This is a genomic window from Pseudomonas sp. UME65 (assembly GCF_014170225.1).
Taxonomy (GTDB): domain Bacteria; phylum Pseudomonadota; class Gammaproteobacteria; order Pseudomonadales; family Pseudomonadaceae; genus Aquipseudomonas; species Aquipseudomonas protegens.
This window is the reverse complement of the sequence record NZ_LZZQ01000013.1, coordinates 586,084-609,743: the sequence shown is the minus strand read 5'-3', so window position 1 is coordinate 609,743 and position 23,660 is coordinate 586,084. Positions and strand designations below refer to the sequence as shown.

Here is a 23,660-nt window from a genome sequence, read left to right as displayed (position 1 = left end):
GTCAACAACCTCAGGCGACGCGCGGGTCTGGATTGTCCAGGACGCTGTCTGTCTGTTCAGCACGGAATTTTTTCAGCACCGCATGGAACTGCGGGTGCTTGGCGCCCAGGATGCTCGCCGAGAGCAGCGCCGCGTTGATCGCGCCGGCCTTGCCGATGGCCAGGGTGGCCACGGGGATGCCGGCCGGCATCTGCACGATGGACAGCAGCGAATCCACGCCCGAGAGCATCGACGACTGCACCGGCACGCCCAGCACCGGCAGGTGGGTCTTGGCCGCGCACATGCCCGGCAGGTGCGCCGCGCCGCCGGCACCGGCGATGATCACCTCGATGCCTCGCGCCTCAGCCTCATCGGCGTACTGGAACAGCAGGTCCGGGGTGCGGTGTGCGGAAACCACCTTCACCTCGTAAGGGATGCCGAGCTTTTCCAGCATATCGGCGGTGTGGCTAAGGGTGGACCAATCGGACTTGGAGCCCATGATCACGCCAACCAGTGCACTCATCGTCGTGCCTCTTCTCTCTGGGCGCCCGCAGGCGCGTCAAAAACAACAAGCCACGCGAAATGCGTGGCTTAAATTGTACGAATTATGGCCAGGCGAACCGGCCGAAGGCCGCGCAGTATACCGAAAAAGGCGCGTTAAACGCACTTTCGCCGACCATCTGCAAAACAAAGTATTTCCGGCGCAAAACCCCGGTTTTATTGACTCCAAGGTCAATCCCACCCCCCCCTCGCAGGCGCTGGCTTGCCAGTGAACAGGCCCACTCTGCGATCACCGCCCTCCCGGCCGACGCCTTCGCCGGCAAGCCGGCTCCTACAAAAAAACCTGCGCCTATCTCCCGTAGGAGCTGGCTTGCCAGCGAACAGGCCCACTCTGCGATCACCGCCCTCCCGGCCGACGCTTTCGCCGGCAAGCCGGCTCCTACAAAAAAACCTGCGCCTATCTCCCGTAGGAGCTGGCTTGCCAGCGAAGAGGCCCGCCCTGCAATCACCACCCTCCCGGCCGACGCTTTCGCCGGCAAGCCGGCTCCTACGTGGCCGCAGCTTGCGCGGCAGCGCCTTCCAGCTTGCGCCAGAGCAAGCGTACGTTGGCCTTGCGCACCAGGGCGCAGCGGTACAGGCGGATCTCCAGCGGTACATGCCATTGCGCGCCGCCGCACACCACCAGTTCACCCCGGGCCAGTTCGGCGCGCACGCTCAGTTGCGGCACCCAGGCAATTCCCAGGCCTTCCAACGCCATGCTCTTGAGACTGTCGGCCATGGCGGTCTCATAAACCGTGGTGAAACGCAGGTTGCGCTGGCGCAGCAGCAGATTCACCGAACGCCCGAGGAAAGCCCCGGCGCTGTACGCCAGCAACGGCACGCTGGCCTCGCCCTCCAGGTCGAACAACGGCTTGCCCTGGGCATCGGCGGCGCACACCGGGAGCATCTCGGTGTGCCCCAGGTGCAGCGAGGGGAAGATTTCCGAATCCATCTGCAGGGCGGCATCCGGGTCATAGAAGGCCAGCATCAGGTCGCAACCGCCTTCACGCAGGGCATGCACCGCATCGCCGACGTTGGTGGCCACCAGCCGTGTGGCGATGTTCAGCCCTTCGTTGCGCAACTGGGCGATCCAGCGCGGGAAGAAGCCCAGCGCCAGGGAGTGGGCCGCCGCTACCTGCATCACTTCACCCTGCCCGCCTTCCAGGTGGTGCAGGTGGCGCACCACCTCGCCGAGCTGTTCGACCACGGTGCGCGCGGTCACCAGGAACAACTGCCCCGCTGCCGTCAGCTCCACCGGCGTGCGCGAGCGGTTGACCAGGGTCAGGCCCAGGGCCGCTTCCAGGCTGCGGATGCGCCGGCTGAAGGCCGGCTGGGTCACGAAACGTCGCTCGGCAGCCTGGGAAAAGCTGCGGGTGGCGGCCAGGGCACTGAAGTCCTCGAGCCATTTGCTTTCCAGATTCATCACGTCCTCCCGGACACGCACCATTTTAGGTCACACGCTCGCCGGCAACCCGGCGTCACACCGGCATTATGCCGAATATGCATAGCCCAGTGTTTAACAGCATTGGCCCAAAAAATCCCTTCGGCCTAGGATTCGCAGCGTTCCCGGCACAGACCGGGTCCCTACCGAGATGATCTCCGTCATGTCCTCCGCTGCATCTTTCCGCACAGAAAAAGACCTGCTTGGCGTACTCGAAGTACCGGCTCAAGCGTATTACGGCATCCAGACCCTGCGAGCGGTGAACAACTTCCGCCTCTCCGGCGTTCCGATTTCGCACTACCCAAAACTGGTCGTGGCCCTGGCAATGGTCAAGCAGGCAGCTGCTGACGCCAACCGCGAACTGGGTCATCTGAGCGAAGCCAAGCATGCAGCCATCAGCGAGGCTTGTGCCCGCCTGATCCGCGGCGACTTCCACGAAGAGTTCGTGGTGGACATGATTCAAGGCGGCGCTGGCACTTCGACCAACATGAATGCCAACGAAGTCATCGCCAACATCGCGCTGGAGGCCATGGGCCACAGCAAGGGCGAATACCAGTACCTGCACCCGAACAACGACGTGAACATGGCGCAGTCCACCAACGACGCCTACCCGACCGCGATCCGCCTGGGTCTGCTGCTGGGCCACGACGCCCTGCTGGCCAGCCTCGACAGCCTGATCCAGTCGTTCGCTGCCAAGGGTGAAGAATTCAGCCACGTCCTGAAAATGGGCCGTACCCAGCTGCAAGACGCCGTGCCGATGACCCTCGGCCAGGAATTCCACGCCTTCGCCACCACCCTGGGTGAAGACCTGGCTCGCCTGAAGACCCTGGCGCCGGAAGTGCTGACCGAAGTCAACCTGGGCGGCACCGCCATCGGTACAGGCATCAACGCCGACCCGCGCTACCAGCACCTGGCCGTACAACGCCTGGCCACCATCAGCGGCCAGCCGCTGGTACCGGCGGCCGACCTGATCGAGGCCACCTCCGACATGGGCGCCTTCGTGCTGTTCTCCGGCATGCTCAAGCGCACCGCGGTCAAGCTGTCGAAGATCTGCAACGACCTGCGCCTGCTGTCCAGCGGCCCACGCACCGGCATCAACGAAATCAACCTGCCAGCGCGTCAGCCCGGCAGCTCGATCATGCCCGGCAAGGTCAACCCGGTCATCCCGGAAGCGGTCAACCAAGTGGCGTTCCAGATCATCGGCAACGACCTGGCCCTGACCATCGCGGCCGAAGGCGGCCAGCTGCAACTGAACGTGATGGAGCCGCTGATCGCCTTCAAGATCTTCGACTCGATCCGCCTGCTGCAACGCGCCATGGACATGCTGCGCGAGCACTGCATCACCGGCATCACCGCCAACGAAACCCGTTGCCGCGAACTGGTGGAGCACTCCATCGGCCTGGTCACCGCGCTGAACCCGTACATCGGCTATGAAAACGCCACCCGTATCGCCCGCATCGCCCTGGAAAGTGGCCGTGGCGTACTGGAACTGGTGCGCGAAGAAGGCCTGCTGGACGACGCCATGCTCGACGACATCCTGCGTCCGGAAAACATGATTGCCCCGCGCCTGGTTCCGCTGAAAGCCTAACCGCCGCGACCCCGAAACATGCAACACCGCTCACCAGGTTGAGGGACTAGACACCTCTCACCTTTTGAGGGCTTGGAGATACGTCTCCAGGCCCTTTTTTTTGGCTCCTCACAAAGTCCCGGAAACCCAGAAGCAAGACCGCCTATTTTTCAGCGCCGCCCCTTGATGGAGCGCCGTGATAGCGCGGAAGCTGTGCACATTTTCGTTTATGACAGACGCAGCGCTGCCCCTTCTCCCCCTTCATCTTTCGAAATGGCGAGCGGGATGGAGAGTGGCGAACGTGTGAATCCAATTTGAACGTATTGGCAAGACCCCCTCCCGGACCGAGTGCGGGTGACACGCCCCAACACCACAGCGGACGGCTCACACCCACAATCGTCAATCGGTATGCAGCAGACAGTAACGAATAAGTGCCTGCTCGACGCTTTGCTTATCCCGCAGCACCAGCCCAATCACGATCGCCTGATCCGCATCCACGATTTCGTAGAACACCCGGTATCCATCGGTGTTGAGCTCACGGTAATGCAAGATGCCCAGGTCGCTTGCTTGAGGGCTGACTGGGTAGCCTAGCGGGGCGGACAAGAGCTTGTCCTGAAGAGCGTCAATCACAGCTTCCAACCGCTCAAAGGCAGACTTAAGGTCGCTATAGTCGGCCAGATGCACAATCTGGTCTTCAATGCTTTGCTGTGCGGTTTCGGTGTAGCGGATTGTCAGTGTTGGCATCTACCCCACCTTTTTTATTTGTGGGCAAACCTCTTGCTTAAGCGGGCCTTCAGCTCATCAGTCGAACAATGCTTGCCTTGGGCGTACTCGCGCGAACTGACTGCGAGCAATTTCACCAACGCCACTGCCTCGTCGCGGCGCTTACGCTCAACGTAAGACTCGACAACGTAAACAGGCACACCGTTTTGCGTAACGACCATTGGCTCCTCTAACGGCAGATCGGAGGCATATCGTTTTAAAAAGCTGACCGTTTCAACTCGCATGAGTGAAACCTCCTACATTTGGCGACGTGCTCGCCGCCCTGCTACGAACTGATCCTGTGCGACTTCGCCGCTCAGGATGCCTAACGCTCACTATGCAAGATCGCAATCATCCTGCCGGCTTAAACCCTACACTATATTCAGCCCAAATATAGACCGATTATCGAATCTTGATTTCACTGAATATCACATCATTTTTCTGCTCCTATGATTGACCGGTGTGCCGTTTTTTTTTCTGGAAAAAAGCTGCGATTTGTCAGGCGATGCCGCTCCGCAACGAAGCAGAATCTCTTTGTTTTGTAGGGCAAATCCGAGAGAATCCCCCACGCCTTTGAGCGCCTTGTACCCCTTCGAACGATCAGGCAGTCTCCCGGTGCCGCTGCCAAATCAGCGGCCCGGATGTGGAAGTTCGGACCTGAGTAAGCATGAGCGCTCATGAGCATGGCTCGACGTATTTTCGTTGGCATCGCTTTATGGCGGTTGTGCGCGGGACACCTTCGGGTGTGCTGGGTTACTCAGTCCCGGTCTTCCACACCCTCGCACAACTGCCACCCCTCATGTGGAAGTGAGCTCGGCAGTCCGTTAACTACTGAGTGAGTGACCGTCATGAAAAAGCTCGTCCCCGATCCACCCTTGCCCACCGATCATCCGCGCCGCGACCCGGAGCTGGACCGCGCCAACGCCAACCTGCTGGCCGCCTTGCACGGCACCCGTCATCGCCCCTTCGGCCTGCGCGATGGCCGGGGCCACCCGCTGTTCGCCGTGCAACCCCAGGTGAATGCCGAAGACGCCCTGATGCACGTCTCCTTACTGCTCAAATGCGCCGAAGAGGTGTCCGATGAAATCACCGAACGGGCCAGCGGCATCGAACGCGGACTGATCTGGTCCATGGTGCATTCCGTGGAAATGGCCCGCGCCGTGGTGGACGCCCTGCTCGACGGCGCCCGCCCCGGCCCCGCCTAAAACACCACCCCGTAGGAGCTGGCTTGCCAGCGAAGAGGCCCGCCCTGCCTTCGCCGACATCCCGGCCAACGCCTTCGCCGGCAAGCCGGCTCCTACAACCCCAAACCGCGTACATCCCGTAGGAGCTGGCTTGCCAGCGAAGAGGCCCGCCCTGCCTTCACCGGCATCCCGGCCGACGCCTTCGCCGGCAAGCCGGCTCCTACAGGTCTTGCGAACGTCATGGGGCCCTTGTTTTAAACCAGCACAATCCATCGCCCAAGGTGGATAATCGCTCCTCCCAAACATCCGCCATCCCCGAGGCACCGCAGTCGATGGACCCGACGCACACCCAAGCCCTGCAACAGCTACGCAAGCTGATCCCCATCGGCCTGCGCCATGCCCAGGCCCTACTCGCCCGCTGCGCCAATAATCCGCAGCAAGCCGCCGAGCTCTACAAAGCCGAGCTGTTGCAGGTGCTGGTAGACAAATCCGGCCTGCCCGCCGAGCAAGCCCGGGAACACTTGCTCAACGCCGGTTACGACCTGAACCGCGCCCTGCACGCTATAGAAGAAGCGCGCTTCACCCTGACCCAGCGCATCCTGCGCAAGCATCACCGGGACAAGGGCCAGGCCCTGGACCTGATCGCCCAGGCCATCGAAGCCGCCGAGCAACTGCCGCGTCAGTTCTGGCTGGATTTCCAGCGACTGGAAAAACTGCCCCCTGCGCTGCGCTGCTTCATGGTGCTCCACGAATGGCTGGCCTTCGAGGGCTGGGAAGGCTTCGATAGCGCCCTGCACTTTCATCTGCCCCAGGCCATCGCTCAGTTCAGGCTCCTGCATCTGGACGCCCTGGCGGACACCCTGGAGCAGGCCGATCAGCGCCAGCAGCAGCTACGAGCCGCCCACGCTGGGAGCGAAGGCCCTGTCGATCTGGCCATGCGCATCAACCAGGACCCGTTCTTCAACCGCTGCCAGGACCACTTCAACCAGCAGCGGCCGCAGCTGGACGAGCGCCTGTACCAGTGGGTGGAGCAACATCTGGAGCAGTTTCCAGCCTGAACAGCCGCTCGGCGTTGGCGCACACGCCGCTGCTCAACACACCCCAGAAGCCGGTAGACTGCCGCCCTCACCGAACACGGACCTCGGATTCAGCCCCCATGGAATTGCACTACCGCATCACCCCCGCCCACACCGAAGCCTGGATTGCCGAACCGCTGAAGCAGGAATTGCTCAAGGATGATCAGCAGCATGTCCAAGCCATGACCACATTTGCCCGGTGGCAAAGCCGCTTGATCGGTCCCGTGATGTTCACCCTGTGTCTGATCGGCGGCTGCCTGTCGATCTATTTCCCCGAGCGAACCTTCACCCCGGAGAAGGTCATCGCCATGGTGGCGTTCGCCTTGATCTTCATCCCCCTGTGGTGGCGCTTTTCCGGACGCTGGATCAAGCACCTGCAAGCCCGGATTGCCGCCACCCCAATCAAGCCCCAAGCGCCGCTGCGCGGGTTGAGTCAGCGCCTGATCGAAACCCGGTTGCGGGCCGTCGAAGGCACCTATTGCCTGAACTTCGACGACCAGGGCTTCACCCTGCTCAACACCCGTGGAGGTCAGAGCAGCCTGGCCTGGAAGCAGATCGCAAGCGTGCAGGAAATTCCCGACTTCTACCTCGTGGCGGACGCCGATATGGAGCGCCAAGGCGTGGCCTGCTTCATCGCCAAACACACTGACCTGATGCCCACCGAGGCCTACCAGCAGGGGCTGCAAGCCTTCCTGAGCCAATGCCCGGCGGCACTGCCAGCGCACTAACCGCCTCTCTCAACGCCAGCCCCGACGCCCACACACACGGAATTTGCATGCACACATCAGCGTCCTCCCCCCGCCCGGCCCGCGCCCTGGCCATCCTCGGCACCGGCCACGCCCTGCCGCAGCGGGTGGTCACCAGTGCCGAGCTGGACCGCCAGCTCGGCCTGGAAACCGGCAGCGTGGCGCGCATCAGCGGAGTGCAGCAGCGCCACGTCGCCGATCCTGCGGACACCGCCGCCAGCCTCGGCGCCAGCGCCGCGCGCCAGGCCCTGCAAGCGGCGGGCCTGGCGCTGGATCAGTTGGACCTGATCGTCTGCGCCAGCGGCACCATGGATCAGGGCATGCCCTGCAATGCGGCGCTGCTGCAACGGGAGCTGGGCCTGGGCCAGTCAGGCATTGCGGCCATGGACATCAACGCCAGTTGCCTGGGCTTTATTGCCGCCCTGGACACCCTGTCCTGGCCGATCCAGGCCGGGCATTACCGGCGCGTGCTGCTGGTGTGCGCCGACATCGCCTCCTGCGGCCTGGACTGGCAGCAGGTGGAAGTCTGCGGCATCTTCGGCGACGGTGCGGCAGCGGTGGTGCTGGAAGCGGGCGACGGCGGCCCGAAGATCCTCGCCTCGCGCCTCAGGACCTACGCCGAAGGCGCCGCGCTGTGCCAGATCCCCGCCGGCGGTTCGCGCTTTCATCCGCGGCGCATCCAGGTGCCGTTCGAGCCCCTGACCAGTTTCACCATGCAGGGCAAAGGCGTGTTCCGCCTAGCGGCCAAGCACCTGCCCGAACTGATGGACGACTTGCTGCAGCAAGCCGCGCTGTCCCTTGCGCAGATCGACTGGATCATCCCCCATCAAGCCAGCCAACAGGCCATGCAGCATGCGGCCAAACGCCTGAGCCTGGGGCCGGAGAAAGTCGTCGATATCTTTGCCCGGCATGGCAATCAGGTGGCGGCGTCCCTGCCCACCGCTCTGGACATCGCGGTGCGCGACGGGCGCATTCAACGCGGACAAACCCTGATGCTGATCGGCACCGGCGCGGGCCTGTCCCTCGGCGGCATGATCCTGGAGTTTTGATGAAGATCCTGGTCACCGGCGGTACCGGTTTTATCGGACGGCATCTGGTCTGGAAGCTGGCCGCCGAAGGCTGCGAGGTGCAGTTCAGCGGGCGCAACCCCGAGGCGGCGGCCGAGGTGATTGCCCACAGCCCGGCGCCGGTGCGCTGGCTGCCCCTGGAGCACGGCAGCCCGCTGGCCAAACGCCTGCTGGCCGATGCCAGCCGCGAGCATGACGCCATCGTGCATTGCGCCGCCTTGTCTTCACCCTGGGGTTCGCCCCAAGCGTTTGCCCGGGCCAACCTCGACTCCACCGCCGAGGTGATCCACGCCTGCGGCAAGAACCGCATCCCGCGGCTGGTGCATATCTCCACCCCCAGCCTGTATTTCAACTTCAGTGATCGCCTGGGCATCCGCGAAGACCAGCCGCTGCCGCCACCGGTGAACGACTACGCCCGCAGCAAGGCCCAGGCCGAAACCCTGCTGGCAGACGCCAAGCTGCCCGAATGCGTGATCCTGCGCCCCCGGGCGGTGTTCGGCCCCTGGGACGCAACCCTGATGCCGCGCCTGCTGCGGGTGATGCAACGGGGGGCGATTCCACTGATGCGCGGCGGCCAGGCACAGCTGGACCTGACCTGCGTCGACAATCTGGTGCACGCGGTGTGGCTGGCCCTGACCCGGCCCCTGCCGCGCCCGCTGTGCGTCTACAACCTGAGCAACGGCACACCCCTGGCCTTCAAGGACCTGCTGCAACAGATGGCCGAGCACTTCCGCCTGCCGCTGCGCACCCGTCGCCTGCCCTGGCCTCTGGTGCATGGCGTGGCGCGCCTGCTGGAGCTCAAGGCACGGCTGGGCAACGGCGCCGAACCCTTGATCACCCGCTACGGCGCAGGCGTCCTGGCCTTCAGCCAGACCCTGGACATCAGCGCCATCCAGCGCGAGCTGGGCTACCACCCGGTGATCACCCAGGAACAGGGCTTTGCCCAGCACGCCCAATGGTGGTTGGCCCAACAGAGACAAAAACCATGAGCCGCAGCGTCAGCTTGAAGATCCTGCGGGCCGGCTGGTGCCAGCACCTGGAATGCATGGCCGACCGTGGTGGACGCCTGGCGCCGGTGCAATTTCCGGCGCTGTGCGGGCTGATCCAGCACCCGGAGCACGGCTGGATTTTGTACGACACCGGCTACGCCGAGCACTTCTTCCAAGCCACCCGCGCCCTGCCCGAGCGCCTGTACCGCAGCGCAGTGCCGGTGCAGTTGCCGGTGGTCGAGCAGTTGGGGGCGCAGCTGCATGAGCTGGGCATCGGCCCGGGGGATATCCGCCATGTGATCATTTCCCACTTCCACGCCGACCATATTGCCGGGCTGCGGGATTTTGCCAACGCGCGTTTCATCGCCCTGGAAGCCGATTACCGGCACATCGACAGCCTGCGCGGCCAGCGTTGGCGCGCCACCCTTGGCGGCCATCTGCCGGGCTTGCTGCCGGACGACTTCAGCGCCCGCCTGCGCCTGGCCGAAGCCAGCCCCAGCTGTGCGCTGCCAAGCTGGATGGCGCCCTTCGAGCAAGGCCTGGACCTGTTCGGCGATGGCAGCCTGATCGGCGTGCCGCTGCCGGGGCACAGCAAAGGCCAGCTGGGCCTGTTCATCCCCGACGCCCAGGGCCGGCCGGTGTTCCTGGTGGCCGACGCCTGCTGGTCGGTGCCGGCCTGCCGCGCCGAGCGCCTGCCCGCTGCACCGGCACTGTGGTTTGCCAGCGCCGACCGTCAGCAATACGTGCGTACCTACAGCGGCCTGGGCCAGCTGATCCGCCGCGAACCGGCGGTAGCAGTGCTGCCGTCCCATTGCACCCAGGCCTGGGAGGCGTTCGCCCATGAACAGTGAGCGTCTTGTGGGCACCCTGCGCAGCATCGGCGCCTTCGTGTTCAGCCGCTACGCCCTGCGCTTTCGCCGCCGCGAGCGGCTGGAAGCCTGGCAGGCCCGGCGCCTGCGGCACTTCATGGCCAAAGTCCTGCCCCGTGGCCAGCGCTTCAACGGGCTGACCCAAGACGGCCTGCACAACTTGCCGCTCATGGACAAAGCCACCCTGATGAGCGATTTCGCTGCCTTCAACACCCGCGCCCTGAGCCTGGAACAGGTGTTGCCGGTAGCTCTGCAGGCGGAGCGTTCCCGAGACTTCAGCCCGACCCTGGGGGACATCACCGTGGGCCTGTCCAGCGGCACCTCGGGGGCTCAGGGGGTGTTCCTGGTCAGCAGCGTGGAACGCCAACGCTGGGCCGGCATCCTGCTGGCGCGCACCTTGCCCCGGGCGCTGTTGCCCCGGCTGCTGTGCCCCTGGCTGGCGCCGCTGCGGATCGCCTTTTTCTTGCGGGCCAATAGCCGCCTGTACACCACCCTGGCCAGCCGCCGCATCGACTTCGCCTTTCATGACCTGACACTGGGCCTGACCGCCTCCCTGCAACGCCTCAACCAACAGAACCCGGACGTGCTGGTGGCCCCGGCCACGGTGCTGCGGGGGCTGGCCCAGGCGGCTCTGGCCGGGCAGCTGACGATCCGCCCACAACACATCCTGTCGGTGGCCGAAGTGCTGGAAAGCACCGACGCCGAACTGGTGCAGCAAGCTTTCGGGCGCAAGCCGCAGCAGATCTATCAGGCCAGCGAAGGCTTTCTCGGCTACACCTGCGAGGCCGGCACCCTGCACCTGAATGAAAGCCACCTGCACATCGAGCCGCAATGGCTGGACCCTGAGCGCACGCGCTTTCAGCCGATCATCACCGACTTTTCCCGGCGTACACAGTTGATCGTGCGTTATCGCCTCAACGACATTCTGCGGGTGGCCAGCGCACCCTGCCCCTGCGGCCGTGCGGAGCGGGCCATCGCCGCCGTGGAAGGCCGCGCCGACGAGATCCTCTGGCTGCCCCGGCTCGACGGCCAGCAGCTGGCACCGCTCTACCCCGACGTATTGCGCCGGGCGCTGCTGATGCTCGGGGCGGCGCTTGAGGAATACCAAATTCACCAGCGCGGGCTGCTCTGGCAGATCAACCTGCACACCCGCGGCGACTACCACGGGCTGTGCCAGCGCTTGAGCGAAGCCCTCGCCGAGCTCTGCGCGCAACAAGGGCTGCAGGCGCCGCAGCTGAGCTTCGGCCACTGGCAGGCACCGCCGCCCCAAGCGAAAAGACGCCGCCTGCTGATGCTGCAACTGCCCGAGGGACTGCCATGCGTGTATTGATTCTCGGCGCCCGGGCCCCGGCCTGTCTGGAATGGGCCCGGGCCTTTAGCCAAGCCGGCTGGACAGTGACCTTGGCCGACTCCCTGGCCCAACCCCTGAGTCGCTTCAGCCGCGCCGCCGAGCACTTCGTGCGCCTGCCGGAGCCGCGCCACGACCCGGATGCCTGGATCGAAGCCCTGGCCGAGGTCATCCGCCAACAGGCCATCGACCTGCTGCTGCCCACCTGCGAAGAGGTGTTCTACCTGGCCCACGGCCTGGAGCGCCTGCGGCCTTTGTGCCGGGTGTTCACCAGTGATTTCGAGCTGCTGCACCGCCTGCATCACAAGGGCGATTTTGCTGCCATGACCCAGGGCTGGGACGTGGCCGCGCCGCCGACCCAAGTGCTGCATGACCCGGCCGCGTTGCAAGCGCTGGCCGCCGAGCACGACGCCCTGGTGTTCAAGCCGGCCTATTCGCGCTTCGCCTCCCAGACCCTGATCCGCCCGAGCCCGGCGCAACTGGCGAAAGTGCGGCCCAGTAGCGATGCGCCCTGGGTGGCCCAGCGCTTTGTCCCCGGCCAGGAGTACTGCAGCTTCAGCGTACTGGTGGACGGCCAGTTGCGCGCCCACAGCAGCTATCAGCCGCGCTACCGGGTCGGGCGCGGCTCGGGGATCTACTTCCACAGCTGTGCCCCGGCGCCGATCCGTGCGTTTCTGGAGCAGTTCGGCCGGGCCACCGGCTACACCGGGCAGGTGGGTTTTGACTTTATCGAAGACCAGCAGGGCCGCTTCCACGTGCTGGAGTGCAACCCCAGGGCCACCAGCGGCGTGCACCTGTTCGACGACCAGCGCGTGCAGTTGGTAGCGGCGCTGGGCAGCGAAGCCGACGCAGCACTGGAGGCGACCCTGGAACCGCGGATGATCGCCCTGGCCATGCTGCTTCTGGCGGCGCCGCAACGGGCCTTGAGCCGCGAGTTCTGGCACGACTACCAACAAGCCCGGGACGTGATCGTCCAGGACGGCGATCGCGGTCCACTGACCGCCCAGTTGCTGAGCCTGAGCGAGATCATCGGCCGCGCCCTGACCCGCCGCTGCGGGCTGCTGGCCGCCTCCACCGCCGATATCGAATGGAACGGCCAACCCCTGGGAGCGCCGCGCCGATGAAACTGTTGCTGCCCGAGCAACTGGCCCTTGAGCCCCCGACCGCCGGCGACAGCCACGCCCGGCAGTACGTGCGCACCTGCGCCGGCGGCGCGCTGATCGGCAACGTCAGCACCGCCCTGGCCCTGCTGGACACCGGCCATCATCAGTTCCCAGTGAGTATCAACCACGGCCACGACCCTGTGGATAACTGCTACGTGGTCTCGCCGCAAACCGCCTACAGCGGCTACGCCCGGGAAGAACTGCAGCGCCTGAAACGGCCCTGGCTGGCCTGGCCCTTGAAGCTGCTGACCCAGGGCGTGGACCGGCTCCTGAGCGCGGCCAAGGTCGACCGTTTGGTGCAGGTCAACAACTGGCTGCTGTCGACCAATCTCTACCCGGCCGACTGGGATGGCGCGGATTTGCCGGCGATCACCGAACTGCTGCGCCGGGAATTTCCCGACCACGGCTTCGGTTTCCGCTCGCTCAACGACTTCAGCAACCTCGAACTGCGAAAGCGCCTGCAAGCCCTGGGCTACCTGGCAATTCCCAGCCGTCAGGTGTACCTGTTCGACGGCCGCGAGGGCGAAAATTCAACCTTCCTGCGCCACCACAACACCCGCCTGGATGCCACCCTGCTGCGCCGCAGCCCTTATACGGTGGTGCCCGGCAGCGAATTGAGCGAAGCCGACTTCCAGCGCATCGAGCAGCTGTACAACCTGCTCTACCTGGACAAATACAGCCGCCTGAACCCCCACTACAGCGCCCAATGGCTGCAACGCGGGCAGGCCGAAGGCTGGCTGGATGTGCGCGCCCTGCGCAACGCCGAAGGGCGCATTGACGGCGCCCTGGGCTGGTTCGCCAACAGCGCGCTGATCAGCACCCCCATCGTCGGCTACGACACCGCCCTGCCCCAGCGCGCCGGCCTGTACCGGCAACTGACCAGGCTGTGCCTGCAAGAGGCGGTGAACCGCCGTCAGGTGCTCAATTTCAGCTCCGGCGCCGCCGCCTTCAAGCGCCTGCGCGGCGGCCAGCCCGAAATCGAATACAGCCTGATCCACGTCGCCCACCTGCCCTGGTCGCGGCGCCTGGTGTGGCAACTGATGGGCCTGCTGCTGCAACGAATCGGCGTACCGCTGATGAGGAAGCTCAAACTGTGAACAGTCACGCGGGCTGGTGGCCCGTCGCCCTGAGCCGGCAGCTGCACAAGCAGCCCCTGGCCTGCACCCTGCACGGCGTACCGCTGGTGCTGTTTCGCGATGCCGACGGCGCCGCCGCCGTGCTGCCGGACCGCTGCCCCCACCGCTTTGCGCCACTGAGCGCCGGCCGGGTGCGCGACGGGCAGATTCAGTGCCCCTACCACGGCTGGCGCTTCGACCCCCAGGGCCGTTGTACTCAGCTGCCCGGCCAGGAGCAGCAGCGGTGCAGCCAGCCCTTGTTGCAACCGCTGCACAGCTGCGAAGCCCAGGGGCTGGTGTGGGCCAGCCTCGCCAGCGAGCGGCCGAATGCCCCGCCGGTGGCCGCCGCCGAGCAGGCCCAGGCCCTGGATGTGTTCTGGATCAGCGACCGGGTGCGCTGCAGCTTGCAGGACGCTGCGGAGAACTTCCTCGACGGCTTCCACACCCACTTCGTGCATGCCGGCTGGATTCGCCACGACCGCCAGCGCCAGCGGATTCGTGCCTGGGTGCATCAGCTCGAAGACGGGGTTGAGGCGCAGTACAGCGAAGAAGGCACCCAATCTGGGCTGATATCGCGGCTGTTCGAAGGCGAGCGCGGCCTCAGCATGGGCCGCTTTCGCCTGCCGGGGCTGGCGGAAATCGAATACCGCGACCGTCAGGGCCGGCTCAACCTGCTGGTGAGCGCCTGGCTGAGCCCGGCCGCCGAGGGCGAACTGCGCCTGTTCGCCCGCATCGCCACGGCCCGCGGCCGCCTGCCGGGCTGGCTCAAGCGCGCTGTGCTGCAGCCCTTGTTCAAGGTGATCCTGAAACAGGACCGGCAGATCCTGGAAAAAGTCAGCGCCAACCAGCAGCGCTTCGCCCAGGTGCCGCTGCGCTGGCACCGGCCTACCCCTCTGGACAGCTCGCTGGATCTGCTGGGGCCGTGGATTCGCCAGTTGCTGGAGCAAGGTGAAATGCACGACTTCCAAGAACGCCGAGAGGAATTCTGGCTGTAATCCCGTAGGAGCCGGCTTGCCGGCGAACAAGCCCTGAAGACCGGCGCCGCTCAAACGGGCCCCTTCGCTGGCAAGCCAGCTCCTACGGCTTGGCAGCAATATCAAAGGGATGCTGCGGGCCTCTGTTCGCGGGGTTTTGCGGGGCATCGCAAGAACCGATTCAGCCCCCCGTACAGCCTGCCGTTCCTCGGCTCGACGCGCTACATGCAGACGGCGAGCCCGCGCACCGGTATAGTGCGCCCCCTCTTCACGTGGTCAGCCGTCGGTAACGAGGCTCAAACCCACGGGAAACCCGAACTAATAACAACCCGCGAATAGAGAACCGGGACGAACAATCGCCCCACCGCTTTGCCGTGCGTGCAATCAGCGGTGTAACAGAATGTTTCCGTCCGCTCTGCTTTTGCCTACACAAAAAACAGCGAGGAATAATCCATGCTCGAAGTCATCAACGACTTCCTCTCAGGGAAAGTGCTGATCGTGCTCATTGTCGGGCTCGGCAGCTACTTCACGATCCGCTCGCGTTTCGTTCAATTGCGCCACTTCCTCCACATGTTCGCGGTGTTCCGCGACAGCCTGAAAAGCAGCGGCGGTCAGCTCAGCTCGTTCCAGGCGCTGATGCTCAGCCTCGCCGGCCGGGTCGGCGCAGGCAACATCGCCGGTGTCGGTATCGCCGTGACCCTGGGCGGCCCTGGCGCGGTGTTCTGGATGTGGGTGACCGCGCTGGTCGGCATGTCCAGCAGCTTCTTCGAATGCACCCTGGCCCAGGTCTACAAACGCGCCGACGGCGACGGCCTGTACCGCGGCGGCCCGGCCTACTACATCGAGCACGGCCTGAAGCGCAAAGGCATGGCGGTGGTGTTCTCGATCCTGCTGCTGGTCACCTACGGCTTCGCCTTCATCGGCCTGCAGTCCTACACCGTGACGCACTCGCTGCAGGACGCCTTTGCCTTCGACCCAAGCCACACCGGTATCGTCCTGGCGGTACTGCTGGCCATCACCTTCATCGGCGGCATCAAGCGCATCGCTGCGGTGTCCGACCTGCTGGTCCCGATCAAGACCCTGGCCTACATCGCCGTGACCCTGTACGTGATCGGCACCCAGATCGAACAAGTGCCGGCCATGCTGGAAACCATCATCAAGAGCGCCTTCGGCCTCGACCCGGCCTTCGGCGGCCTGCTCGGCAGCGCCATCGTCATGGGCGTGAAGCGTGGCGTGTTCGCCAACGAAGCGGGCCTGGGCAGTGCGCCCAACGTCGCCGCCGTGGCCGCCGTGAAGCACCCGGGCGCCCAGGGCGTGGTCCAGGCCTTCAGCGTGTTCCTCGACACCTTCGTGATCTGCACCTGCACCGCGCTGCTGATCCTGCTGTCAGGCTTCTACACCCCGGGCTTCGAAGGTGACGGCATCGTCCTGACCCAGAACTCGCTGGCCGCCGTGGTCGGTGACTGGGGTCGCCTGTTCGTCAGCGTCGCGCTGTCGCTGTTCGTCTTCACCTGCATCCTCTACAACTACTACCTGGGCGAGAACAGCCTGCAGTTCCTCACCCGCAACCGCACCGTGCTGATGCTGTTCCGCGGCCTGGTGCTGGCGCTGGTGGTATGGGGTTCGATGCAGGACCTTTCGACCGTGTTCGCCTTCGCCGACATCACCATGACCTGCCTGGCCTTCGTCAACCTGGTGGCCCTGGCCATGCTGTTCAAGGTCGGCCTGCGCGTGATGCGCGACTACGACGAGCAGCGCCGCGCCGGCGTCGCCCAGCCGGTGTTCGACTCGCGCAAGTTCGCCGATCTGGACCTGGACCTGAAGGCCTGGCCCGCCGAACCTTCGGCCCCTGCCCAGGCCGAGCCGCAAGGCGTGCCCGCAGCGCAACGCTGACGGGTGAACGACGGGCGCATCCTCTGCACCCGTCGGTTACAGTGCGATAAATGTGCGAGCGGGCTTGCCCGCTCCCACAGGAACTCACCGTTTCGGAGAATCCTATGAACCCTTCGACCTACCCTGGCACCCAGCACGTCATGGTGCTCTACACCGGTGGCACCATCGGCATGCAGGCCAGCGCCGACGGCTTGGCCCCGGCCTCGGGTTTCGACGTGCGCATGCGCGCCTACCTCGACAGCCAGCCCGAGTTGGTGGTGCCGGCCTGGCGCTTTCGCGAGATGGCGCCACTGATCGACAGCGCCAACATGACCCCCGACTACTGGCAGCGCCTGCGTGAAGCGGTGGTCGAAGCCGTTGAGGTGCAGGGCTGCGACAGCGTGCTGATCCTCCACGGCACCGACACCCTGGCTTACAGCGCCGCCGCCATGAGCTTCCAATTGCTGGGCCTGCGCGCGCCTGTGGTGTTCACCGGTTCGATGCTGCCGGCCGACGTGCCCGACAGCGACGCCTGGGAAAACCTCAGCGGCGCCCTGTTGGCCCTGGGCCAGGGCCTGGCGCCGGGGGTGCACCTGCACTTCCACGGCGAACTGCTGGCACCGACCCGCTGCGCGAAAATCCGCAGCTTCGGCCGGCACCCGTTCGCCGCCCTGAAGCGCAATGGCGGCGGCGCCAGGGCCGAGGCGATTCCCGCCGGGCTGGATTACCGCCAAGCCAGGCAACTGGCCAAGGTCGGCGTGCTGCCGCTGTTCCCCGGCATCGGCGCCGAGCTGCTGGACGGCGTGCTCGACAGCGGCATCCAGGCCCTGGTGCTGGAATGCTTCGGCAGCGGCACCGGTCCTAGCGACAACCCGGCGTTCCTGGCCAGTCTCAAGCGCGCACAGGAGCAAGGCATCGTGGTGGTGGCGGTGACCCAGTGCCATGAAGGCGGTGTGGAGCTGGACATCTACGAAGCCGGCAGCCGCCTGCGCGGCGTGGGCGTGCTGTCCGGTGGCGGCATGACCCGCGAAGCGGCGTTCGGCAAGCTCAATGCGCTGCTCGGTGCCGGGCTGGAAACCGCCGAAGTGCGGCGCCTGGTGGAACTCGACCTGTGTGGCGAGTTGGGCTGAAGCTCGGGAGCCGGTAGCTATGCAGTAGCCGCCGGCTCGACGACAAACAGCGGGGGCTGTCAGGTTACTTTTTGACCGAGTAATCCTGGCCCCAGACCCGCACCGAACTCGAGCTCTCGATCGGCCCTTCAAACACGAACTTCTGCCGCACTGCCGCCTTGGCCGGGATGGTGACTTCGTCCGGGTTGTCGAGGCTGACAGTCAGGTTGTTGGCGTAACCGTCCTGGTCGATCGCCAGCAGGGCGCCGGTCTGCTTGAGGTTGATCAGCCGCAACTGGCTGTCGCTGCTGTTCTTGAAACCCAGGGTGACGTTGAAGCTGTCGCCGACGGCTTCGGTCTTCAATACCTGGACCTCGACGCGGCCTTTCATTTGCTCACGGGAGGAAATGATCGACGCACCGTCGACGCCTTGCGCCGATTGGCGACCATCGAGCACACCTTCGCTGACGCCGCCCAAGAGGTTCTTGCCTGCCGAGATGGCTGACGAGACGGCTGACTTGGCAGAGTCCTTGATGGTGCTTTCGCTGCCTGGCTCAGCCTCGGCCAGGCACAGCGAACTCAGGAGCAAGCCGGACACCAGAAGCAGGGAACGCGCAGGGATGAGGGTCATACATAGTCCTTTATCGGGGTTGCTGCACCGCCACCTCAGGCGGTGAATGGCAGGCAGGTTGCACCAATCAATGCGCCAAGTCACTAGCCACACAACGCCGGGAATGCCGCATGTCGCTGGCCGGCAAACCGCAGGCCTGATCGCGGGCGGCATGCAACTTGCTCCGGTTAAGGGTCTTTCCCAGGCTGGAATCTGCGCATGCTGCACTCGCACCTCACCACCCTCAATGCGGTTTCCCTGATCCTCAACACCTTCAAGGACCAGGGCCAGGCCGGCGGCGCGCTGTTGGCCGGCAGCGGTATAAACCCCGCCGACCTGAGCCGCGCCGACACTCGCATCACCACCAACCAGGAAATGCTGGTGTGCGCCAACGCCGTGGCCTTGCAACGGGACATCGGCCTGGAACTGGGCCGGCGCATGCACGTTTCCTCCTACGGCATGCTCGGCTATGCCCTGCTCACCAGTGCCACCTTAGGTGACGCTTTGCGCCTGGCGCTGCGCTATCCGGCGCTGATGGGAACACTTTTCGAACTGAGCCTGGAAACCGACGGTTCGCGCATCTGGCTGACCGCCGCCGACTACCGCGAAAGCCCGGCCCTGGCCGCGTTCAATACCGAGTTCTGCCTGGTGTCGCTGAAGGTCATCTGCGACGACCTGCTGGGCCACGCCCTGCCGCTACTGGGCGCGCGCTTCGACTACCCGGCCCCGGACTATCAGCAACGCTACCGCGAACCTTTCGACTGCCCGCTGCAATTCAACGCCAGCAGCAACGCCTTCGCCTTCGACCAGCGCTGGCTGGACCAGCCCCTGCCCCTGGCGGACGTGATCACCCACCAGGCCATGGCCGAACGCTGCCGCAAGCAGAACACCGAGTTCACCGGGCGCCAGGCCTGGCTGGGGCGCATCCGCCAGTTGCTGGCGGCGCAGCTGGACGCCGCACCGGGCCTGGAAGGGCTGGCGGAACAGATGAACTGCTCGGCCCGGACCCTGCGCCGCCACCTGCGGGACCTGGGGTGCAGCTATCAGGAACTGCTGGACGAGCTGCGCTTCGAGCGCGCCAAGCAGATGCTCTGCGAAGACCAGATGCCCATCTACCGCATCGCCGAGGCCCTGGGCTTCAGCGAAACCGCGAGCTTTCGCCATGCTTTCATCCGCTGGAGCGGCGTGGCGCCGAGCCAGTTCCGGCCCTGACAAAAACCCCGGCACAACGCTGGCGATTGCATTACATTGCCGACCTTTCTACCGGCTAGGGACTGCACGCTTGAACCTATTCACAGACGCCATCGGCATTCGCAGGCTTTGCCTGGCACTGGTGCTGCTGGCTGGCGTCCCCGTCGCCCAGGCGTTCGACCTGTCCAAGATCAAATGGTGGGAGATGTCCCGCAGCTTTGTCCTGGATGAGCCGGAAACCGCCATCCTGCAGATCAAGCCGTTCCCCCTGCCCGGCCTTGCGCAAGTGCCGGCGCGGATCGTCCTCAGCCAGTACCGTGGGCTGTTCTATCTCAATGCCTACCAGGACCTGGATTACCAGCAGCGGATCTACAAGTCCGCGCCCCTGCCGCTGCTCAGCCCCGAGGACCTGCGCAACTGCGTGTCGCCGGACAACCCGATCCAGGTCTCGGACAACTGGCCACCGAGCAACACCCTGGACACCGGCATCACCCTGACGCCGCTGGGTTTCGACTGTTCGGTGCCCCCGCAGTGGCAACTCAGCCTGCGCTACCTGCTGATCGACCAGCGCGATCCCCAACACCCGCTGCTGGCCATCAGTCACCGCCAGGACATGACCCAGATGGACTTCACCCCGTTGCAACCCATCAGCGTCGAGACCGGGCAACAATGGTTGCAGGCCTTGCAGAAGTTTCCGCCGTGGTTCCGCGCCTTCGACAGCGGTAGCGGGCCGATCACCCTCAATGCCTACACGCCACCGGCCACGGCGGACAGCGTGTGGAAGCAGTTTCGTGCACTGCATGAACAACTGCGCACAGCCAAGGACAAGGGGCCGGGCATCCGCCAGGTGGAAGACTTCTTCGCCCTCCATGACTATCGCAGCATCGCCATCGACCACAGCGAATACCCGGGCCTGCTCAATGACATCGCCTACTGGACCAGCGAGGCCGGTCAGTTGAACACCGCCCGGAACTGGCTGTTGGAAGTGCTGCGCCGGGATCTGGGCCGCATGCCGACCTACCTCAACCTGGCCGACCTGGACTGGGCCCTGTTCGAGCAACGGCCGTTGGACAACATCCACCAGGGCCGGGCCATCGAGGGTTATCGGCTGTACTGCGGCATGCGCCTGCAACGCCAGATGAGCGTGCCGCCGCGGGTGCTCAAGCGCCTGGGCCTGGAGTCCGCCAACCCGCAGGCGTGCCAGGGCTTCTGGCCGCTGGTGGCCGCCGCGGATGCCGGCGACGAGGCAGAGGTAAGGCGTTTGCTGGCCAGTGGCGTCAGCGGCGAGGTCATGGCCGAGGACGGCCGCAGTGCCCTGCTGCACGCTCTGGATGCGCCGCACCTGGAGATCGCCCGACTGCTGCTGGCCCATGGCGCCCACACCAGCGGCCAGTACCAGTGGAGCACCCTGGCCATGCTGGCCATGCAACGTGACCTCAAGGACAGCCCCGACCTGAACCAGGGCGGGCGCCTGAAATTTCTCCTGCAAGCCGGCGTCGCCATCGACGAGCCGAACAGTCGCGGGCAGACACCGCTGATGAAGCTGGCCGAGCAGGAACGCAACCTCCAGGGCTTCACCTGGTTGCTGCAGCACCCGCAGAACCTCGACCTGCGTACCGTCGACGACGGTGAAACCGCGCTGTACCGCGCCTTCTGGGGCAACAACTACCCGGCCATGAAACTCCTGATAGAGGCCGGCGCCGATCTGAACCTGAGCTATGGCCGCGGCACCTGCGGCAACGAGCCCATGGGCCAGAGCCTGCTGATGCTCGTTGCCGACAAGATTTCCCCGGACCAGCACTCCCCCATCGTGAGCATGCAGGACACCCTGGACATGTTCACCCTACTGCTGGAAAAGGGCGCCGACCCCAACGTCGGCCAGCGCTGCGAGAAAAAGGGCCGGACCCTGCTACTGGAGATCATCGCCCGGAAAAAACGCGACGACATGCTCAAGGTGCTGCAAGGCTTTGCGCCGCCAGCGCCGGCGACGGCGCTTCGTCCTTGAGGCGTGGCGCCGAACCCGCTGCGCCCCTGAAACAAAGCCCGGCACAACAGCGCCGATTGCATTACATTGCCGGGCTTTCTATCGGCAAGGGACTGCAACGTTGAAGCTATTCTCAGGCGCCATCGCCCGGCGCATCGGCATTCGCGGGCTTGGCCTGGCGCTGACACTGCTGGCTGCCACTCCCGTGGCCCAGGCCTTCGACCTGGACCTGGCCTGGTTCAAATGGTCGGGAATGCGCCGCAACTTCGTCCTCGACTACCCGGAAACCGCCACCCTGGAGCTCAAGCCGTTCCCCCTGCCGGGCCTGGCGCGGATGCCGCTGCGGATTGTCCTGAGCCAGTACCGCGGGCTGTTCTACTTCAATGCCTATCAGGACCTGCAGTACCGGCAGCGGGTCTACAAGTCGCCGCCGATGGCTCTGTTCAGCCCTGAAGAGCTGCGGGCCTGTGTGTCCCCGGGCGATGACATCCAGGTCAACGACATCTGGCCCACGAGCAACAGCCTGGTCCCCGGCGTCACCCTGACGCCCCTGAGCTTCCAGTGCAAGGAGCCATCCGAGTGGCAACTTAGCGGGCGCTACCTGCTGATCGACCAGCGCGATCCGCAACACCCGCTGCTGGCCATCAGTCACCGCCAGGACCTTGGCCAGATGGAATTCACCCCGTTGCAACCCATCAGCGAGGAAACCGGGCGGCAGTGGTTGCAGGCCCTGGAGACCTTCCCGCCGTGGTTCCGCCCCTTCACCCAAGGCAGCGGGCCGATCACCGTCAACGCCTTTGTGCCAGCGCCAGCCTCGACCCCGGACAGCCTGTGGAAAGAGTTCCGCGCGCTGCACGAACAACTGCGCACGGCCAAGGACAAACTGCCGGGCATCCGCGAAGTGGAAGACTTCTTCGTTACCCATGACTTTCGCAGCATCGCCACCGAGCGCCGTGAATACGCCGGCCTGCTCAACGACATCGCCTACTGGACCAGCGAAGCCGGGCAGCTGCAAACCGCCCGCCCCTGGCTCAAGGAAGTGCTGCGCCGCGACCCGGGGCGCATGCCGACCTACCTCAACCTGGCGGACCTGGACTGGGCGATCTACCAACAACGCACGCAGGACAACATCCACCAGGGCCGGGCCATCGAGGGTTACCGGGTGTATTGCGGCCTGCGCCTGAAGCGCCAGATGAGCATCCCGCCCCGGGTGCTGCAGCGCTTGGGCCTGAACGCCGCCAACCCCCGGGACTGCCAGGCCTTCTGGCCGCTGGTGGACGCGGTGGATGCCGGCGACCTGAGCGAAGTGCAGCGCCTGCTGGCCAGTGGCATCAGCGGCGAGGTCATGGCCGACGATGGCCGCAGCGCCTTGTTGCACGCCCTGGACGCACCGCACCTGGACATCGCCCGGCTGCTGCTGGAGCACGGCGCCCACACCAGCGGCCTGTACAACTGGACCACCCTGGCGACCCTGGCCATGCGCCGCGACCTGGGCGACAGCCCCGACCTGAGCCAGGGCGGGCGCCTGAAGTTCCTCATCGAGGCTGGCGTGGCCATCGACGAACCCGACAGCCAGGGCGTGACGCCACTGATGCAGATGGCCGAGAACAAGCGCAGCCTGCAAGGCTTCAGCTGGCTGCTGCAGTACCCGCAGAACCTCGACCTGCGCAACAAGAATGACGGCGAAACCGCGCTGTACCGGGCCTTCTCGGGCAACAACTACGTGGCCATGAAGCAGTTGATAGCGGCCGGTGCCAACCTCAACCTGAGCTACGGCCGTGCCGTCTGCAACAACCAGCCCGTCGGCGAAAGCCTGCTGACCCTGGTCGCCGACAAGACCTCCGCCGACGCCCAGTCGCCCTCCGTCAGCCAGCGGGACACCCTGGAGATGTTCACTCTGCTGCTGGAGAAAGGCGCCGACCCGAATGTCGGCCAGCACTGCGAGAAAAAGGGCTACGCAATATTGCTGGAAGCCATTGCCCGGAAAAAACGCGAGGACATGCTCAAGGTCCTGCAGCGCTACGCCCCTACCCCGCCTGCCAGCTGAAACCGGATGGCGCCCCGCAACGGGGCG

At 65.2% G+C, this 23,660-nt stretch carries 21 protein-coding genes; 16 read left to right on the top strand and 5 right to left on the bottom strand.

Annotated features, from left to right (window positions below):
- Positions 1 to 10: 10 nt before the first annotated feature.
- Complete coding sequence (purE, locus tag A9971_RS17630) at positions 11 to 502, bottom strand: 5-(carboxyamino)imidazole ribonucleotide mutase (RefSeq protein WP_011064291.1); 492 nt, start codon at positions 500 to 502, stop codon at positions 11 to 13.
- A gap of 525 nt (positions 503 to 1,027) precedes the next feature.
- On the bottom strand, positions 1,028 to 1,942 hold the full coding sequence (locus tag A9971_RS17625; protein ID WP_011064292.1) for a LysR substrate-binding domain-containing protein: 915 nt from the start codon (positions 1,940 to 1,942) through the stop codon (positions 1,028 to 1,030).
- Between the two features lie 181 nt (positions 1,943 to 2,123).
- Between A9971_RS17625 and aspA the strand changes: the two genes are divergently transcribed.
- A complete protein-coding gene (gene aspA, locus A9971_RS17620) occupies positions 2,124 to 3,548 on the top strand; it encodes an aspartate ammonia-lyase (protein WP_047290036.1) in 1,425 nt (474 codons plus the stop codon).
- 378 nt (positions 3,549 to 3,926) lie between these two features.
- Here the strand turns inward: aspA and A9971_RS17615 are convergent, their stop codons facing one another.
- Together A9971_RS17615 and A9971_RS17610 are read right to left on the bottom strand one after the other, a co-directional pair.
- Positions 3,927 to 4,271, bottom strand: coding sequence for a type II toxin-antitoxin system RelE/ParE family toxin (locus A9971_RS17615; protein ID WP_025131511.1), 345 nt, complete (start codon positions 4,269 to 4,271; stop codon positions 3,927 to 3,929).
- A gap of 14 nt (positions 4,272 to 4,285) precedes the next feature.
- Positions 4,286 to 4,534 carry a prevent-host-death protein gene (locus A9971_RS17610; RefSeq protein ID WP_025131512.1) on the bottom strand — a complete coding sequence of 83 codons (249 nt, stop codon included), beginning with the start codon at positions 4,532 to 4,534 and terminating at the stop codon, positions 4,286 to 4,288.
- A 603-nt stretch (positions 4,535 to 5,137) separates the two neighbouring features.
- Between A9971_RS17610 and A9971_RS17605 the strand changes: the two genes are divergently transcribed.
- From A9971_RS17605 to A9971_RS17550, 12 genes are all read left to right on the top strand, one after another.
- Positions 5,138 to 5,494, top strand: coding sequence for a DUF6124 family protein (locus A9971_RS17605; protein WP_123431125.1), 357 nt, complete (start codon positions 5,138 to 5,140; stop codon positions 5,492 to 5,494).
- A gap of 311 nt (positions 5,495 to 5,805) precedes the next feature.
- Positions 5,806 to 6,531: a hypothetical protein gene (locus A9971_RS17600; protein WP_183001249.1), complete on the top strand. Its 726-nt coding sequence runs from the start codon at positions 5,806 to 5,808 to the stop codon at positions 6,529 to 6,531.
- A gap of 98 nt (positions 6,532 to 6,629) precedes the next feature.
- On the top strand, positions 6,630 to 7,277 hold the full coding sequence (locus A9971_RS17595) for a YcxB family protein (RefSeq protein WP_123431126.1): 648 nt from the start codon (positions 6,630 to 6,632) through the stop codon (positions 7,275 to 7,277).
- Positions 7,278 to 7,324: 47 nt separating this feature from the next.
- Entirely contained in the window at positions 7,325 to 8,344 is a 1,020-nt protein-coding gene (locus A9971_RS17590; protein WP_174395856.1) for a beta-ketoacyl-ACP synthase 3, read from the top strand.
- Entirely contained in the window at positions 8,344 to 9,351 is a 1,008-nt protein-coding gene (locus A9971_RS17585) for an NAD(P)-dependent oxidoreductase (protein WP_183001250.1), read from the top strand. The genes A9971_RS17590 and A9971_RS17585 overlap by 1 nt, the downstream gene beginning before the upstream one ends.
- Positions 9,348 to 10,202 carry an MBL fold metallo-hydrolase gene (locus tag A9971_RS17580; RefSeq protein WP_183001251.1) on the top strand — a complete coding sequence of 285 codons (855 nt, stop codon included), beginning with the start codon at positions 9,348 to 9,350 and terminating at the stop codon, positions 10,200 to 10,202. Before A9971_RS17585 ends, A9971_RS17580 begins: the two co-directional genes overlap by 4 nt.
- A complete protein-coding gene (locus A9971_RS17575; RefSeq protein ID WP_183001252.1) occupies positions 10,192 to 11,550 on the top strand; it encodes a F390 synthetase-related protein in 1,359 nt (452 codons plus the stop codon). Before A9971_RS17580 ends, A9971_RS17575 begins: the two co-directional genes overlap by 11 nt.
- The gene (locus tag A9971_RS17570) at positions 11,538 to 12,692 is read left to right on the top strand and encodes an ATP-grasp domain-containing protein (RefSeq protein WP_183001253.1); all 1,155 of its coding nucleotides are present in this window, start codon (positions 11,538 to 11,540) and stop codon (positions 12,690 to 12,692) included. The genes A9971_RS17575 and A9971_RS17570 overlap by 13 nt, the downstream gene beginning before the upstream one ends.
- Entirely contained in the window at positions 12,689 to 13,828 is a 1,140-nt protein-coding gene (locus A9971_RS17565) for a hypothetical protein (protein ID WP_183001254.1), read from the top strand. Before A9971_RS17570 ends, A9971_RS17565 begins: the two co-directional genes overlap by 4 nt.
- Entirely contained in the window at positions 13,825 to 14,841 is a 1,017-nt protein-coding gene (locus tag A9971_RS17560) for an aromatic ring-hydroxylating dioxygenase subunit alpha (RefSeq protein WP_183001255.1), read from the top strand. Before A9971_RS17565 ends, A9971_RS17560 begins: the two co-directional genes overlap by 4 nt.
- Positions 14,842 to 15,273: 432 nt before the next feature.
- Positions 15,274 to 16,713, top strand: coding sequence for a sodium:alanine symporter family protein (locus A9971_RS17555; RefSeq protein ID WP_041120450.1), 1,440 nt, complete (start codon positions 15,274 to 15,276; stop codon positions 16,711 to 16,713).
- A gap of 104 nt (positions 16,714 to 16,817) precedes the next feature.
- Entirely contained in the window at positions 16,818 to 17,822 is a 1,005-nt protein-coding gene (locus A9971_RS17550) for an asparaginase (RefSeq protein WP_183001256.1), read from the top strand.
- 64 nt (positions 17,823 to 17,886) lie between these two features.
- On the opposite strand, the gene A9971_RS17545 is transcribed toward A9971_RS17550, so the two are convergent.
- Positions 17,887 to 18,432, bottom strand: a complete 546-nt coding sequence (locus A9971_RS17545) for a hypothetical protein (RefSeq protein ID WP_026020147.1) — start codon at positions 18,430 to 18,432, stop codon at positions 17,887 to 17,889.
- 198 nt (positions 18,433 to 18,630) lie between these two features.
- On the opposite strand from A9971_RS17545, the gene A9971_RS17540 reads away from it, so the two are divergent.
- The 3 genes from A9971_RS17540 to A9971_RS17530 all read left to right on the top strand — a co-directional run bounded on the left by A9971_RS17540 (position 18,631) and on the right by A9971_RS17530 (position 23,633).
- Positions 18,631 to 19,623, top strand: coding sequence for an AraC family transcriptional regulator (locus tag A9971_RS17540; protein WP_015637519.1), 993 nt, complete (start codon positions 18,631 to 18,633; stop codon positions 19,621 to 19,623).
- A 70-nt stretch (positions 19,624 to 19,693) separates the two neighbouring features.
- Positions 19,694 to 21,607, top strand: a complete 1,914-nt coding sequence (locus tag A9971_RS17535) for an ankyrin repeat domain-containing protein (RefSeq protein ID WP_103291493.1) — start codon at positions 19,694 to 19,696, stop codon at positions 21,605 to 21,607.
- 100 nt (positions 21,608 to 21,707) lie between these two features.
- Positions 21,708 to 23,633: an ankyrin repeat domain-containing protein gene (locus A9971_RS17530; protein WP_259652352.1), complete on the top strand. Its 1,926-nt coding sequence runs from the start codon at positions 21,708 to 21,710 to the stop codon at positions 23,631 to 23,633.
- Positions 23,634 to 23,660 lie beyond the last annotated feature (27 nt).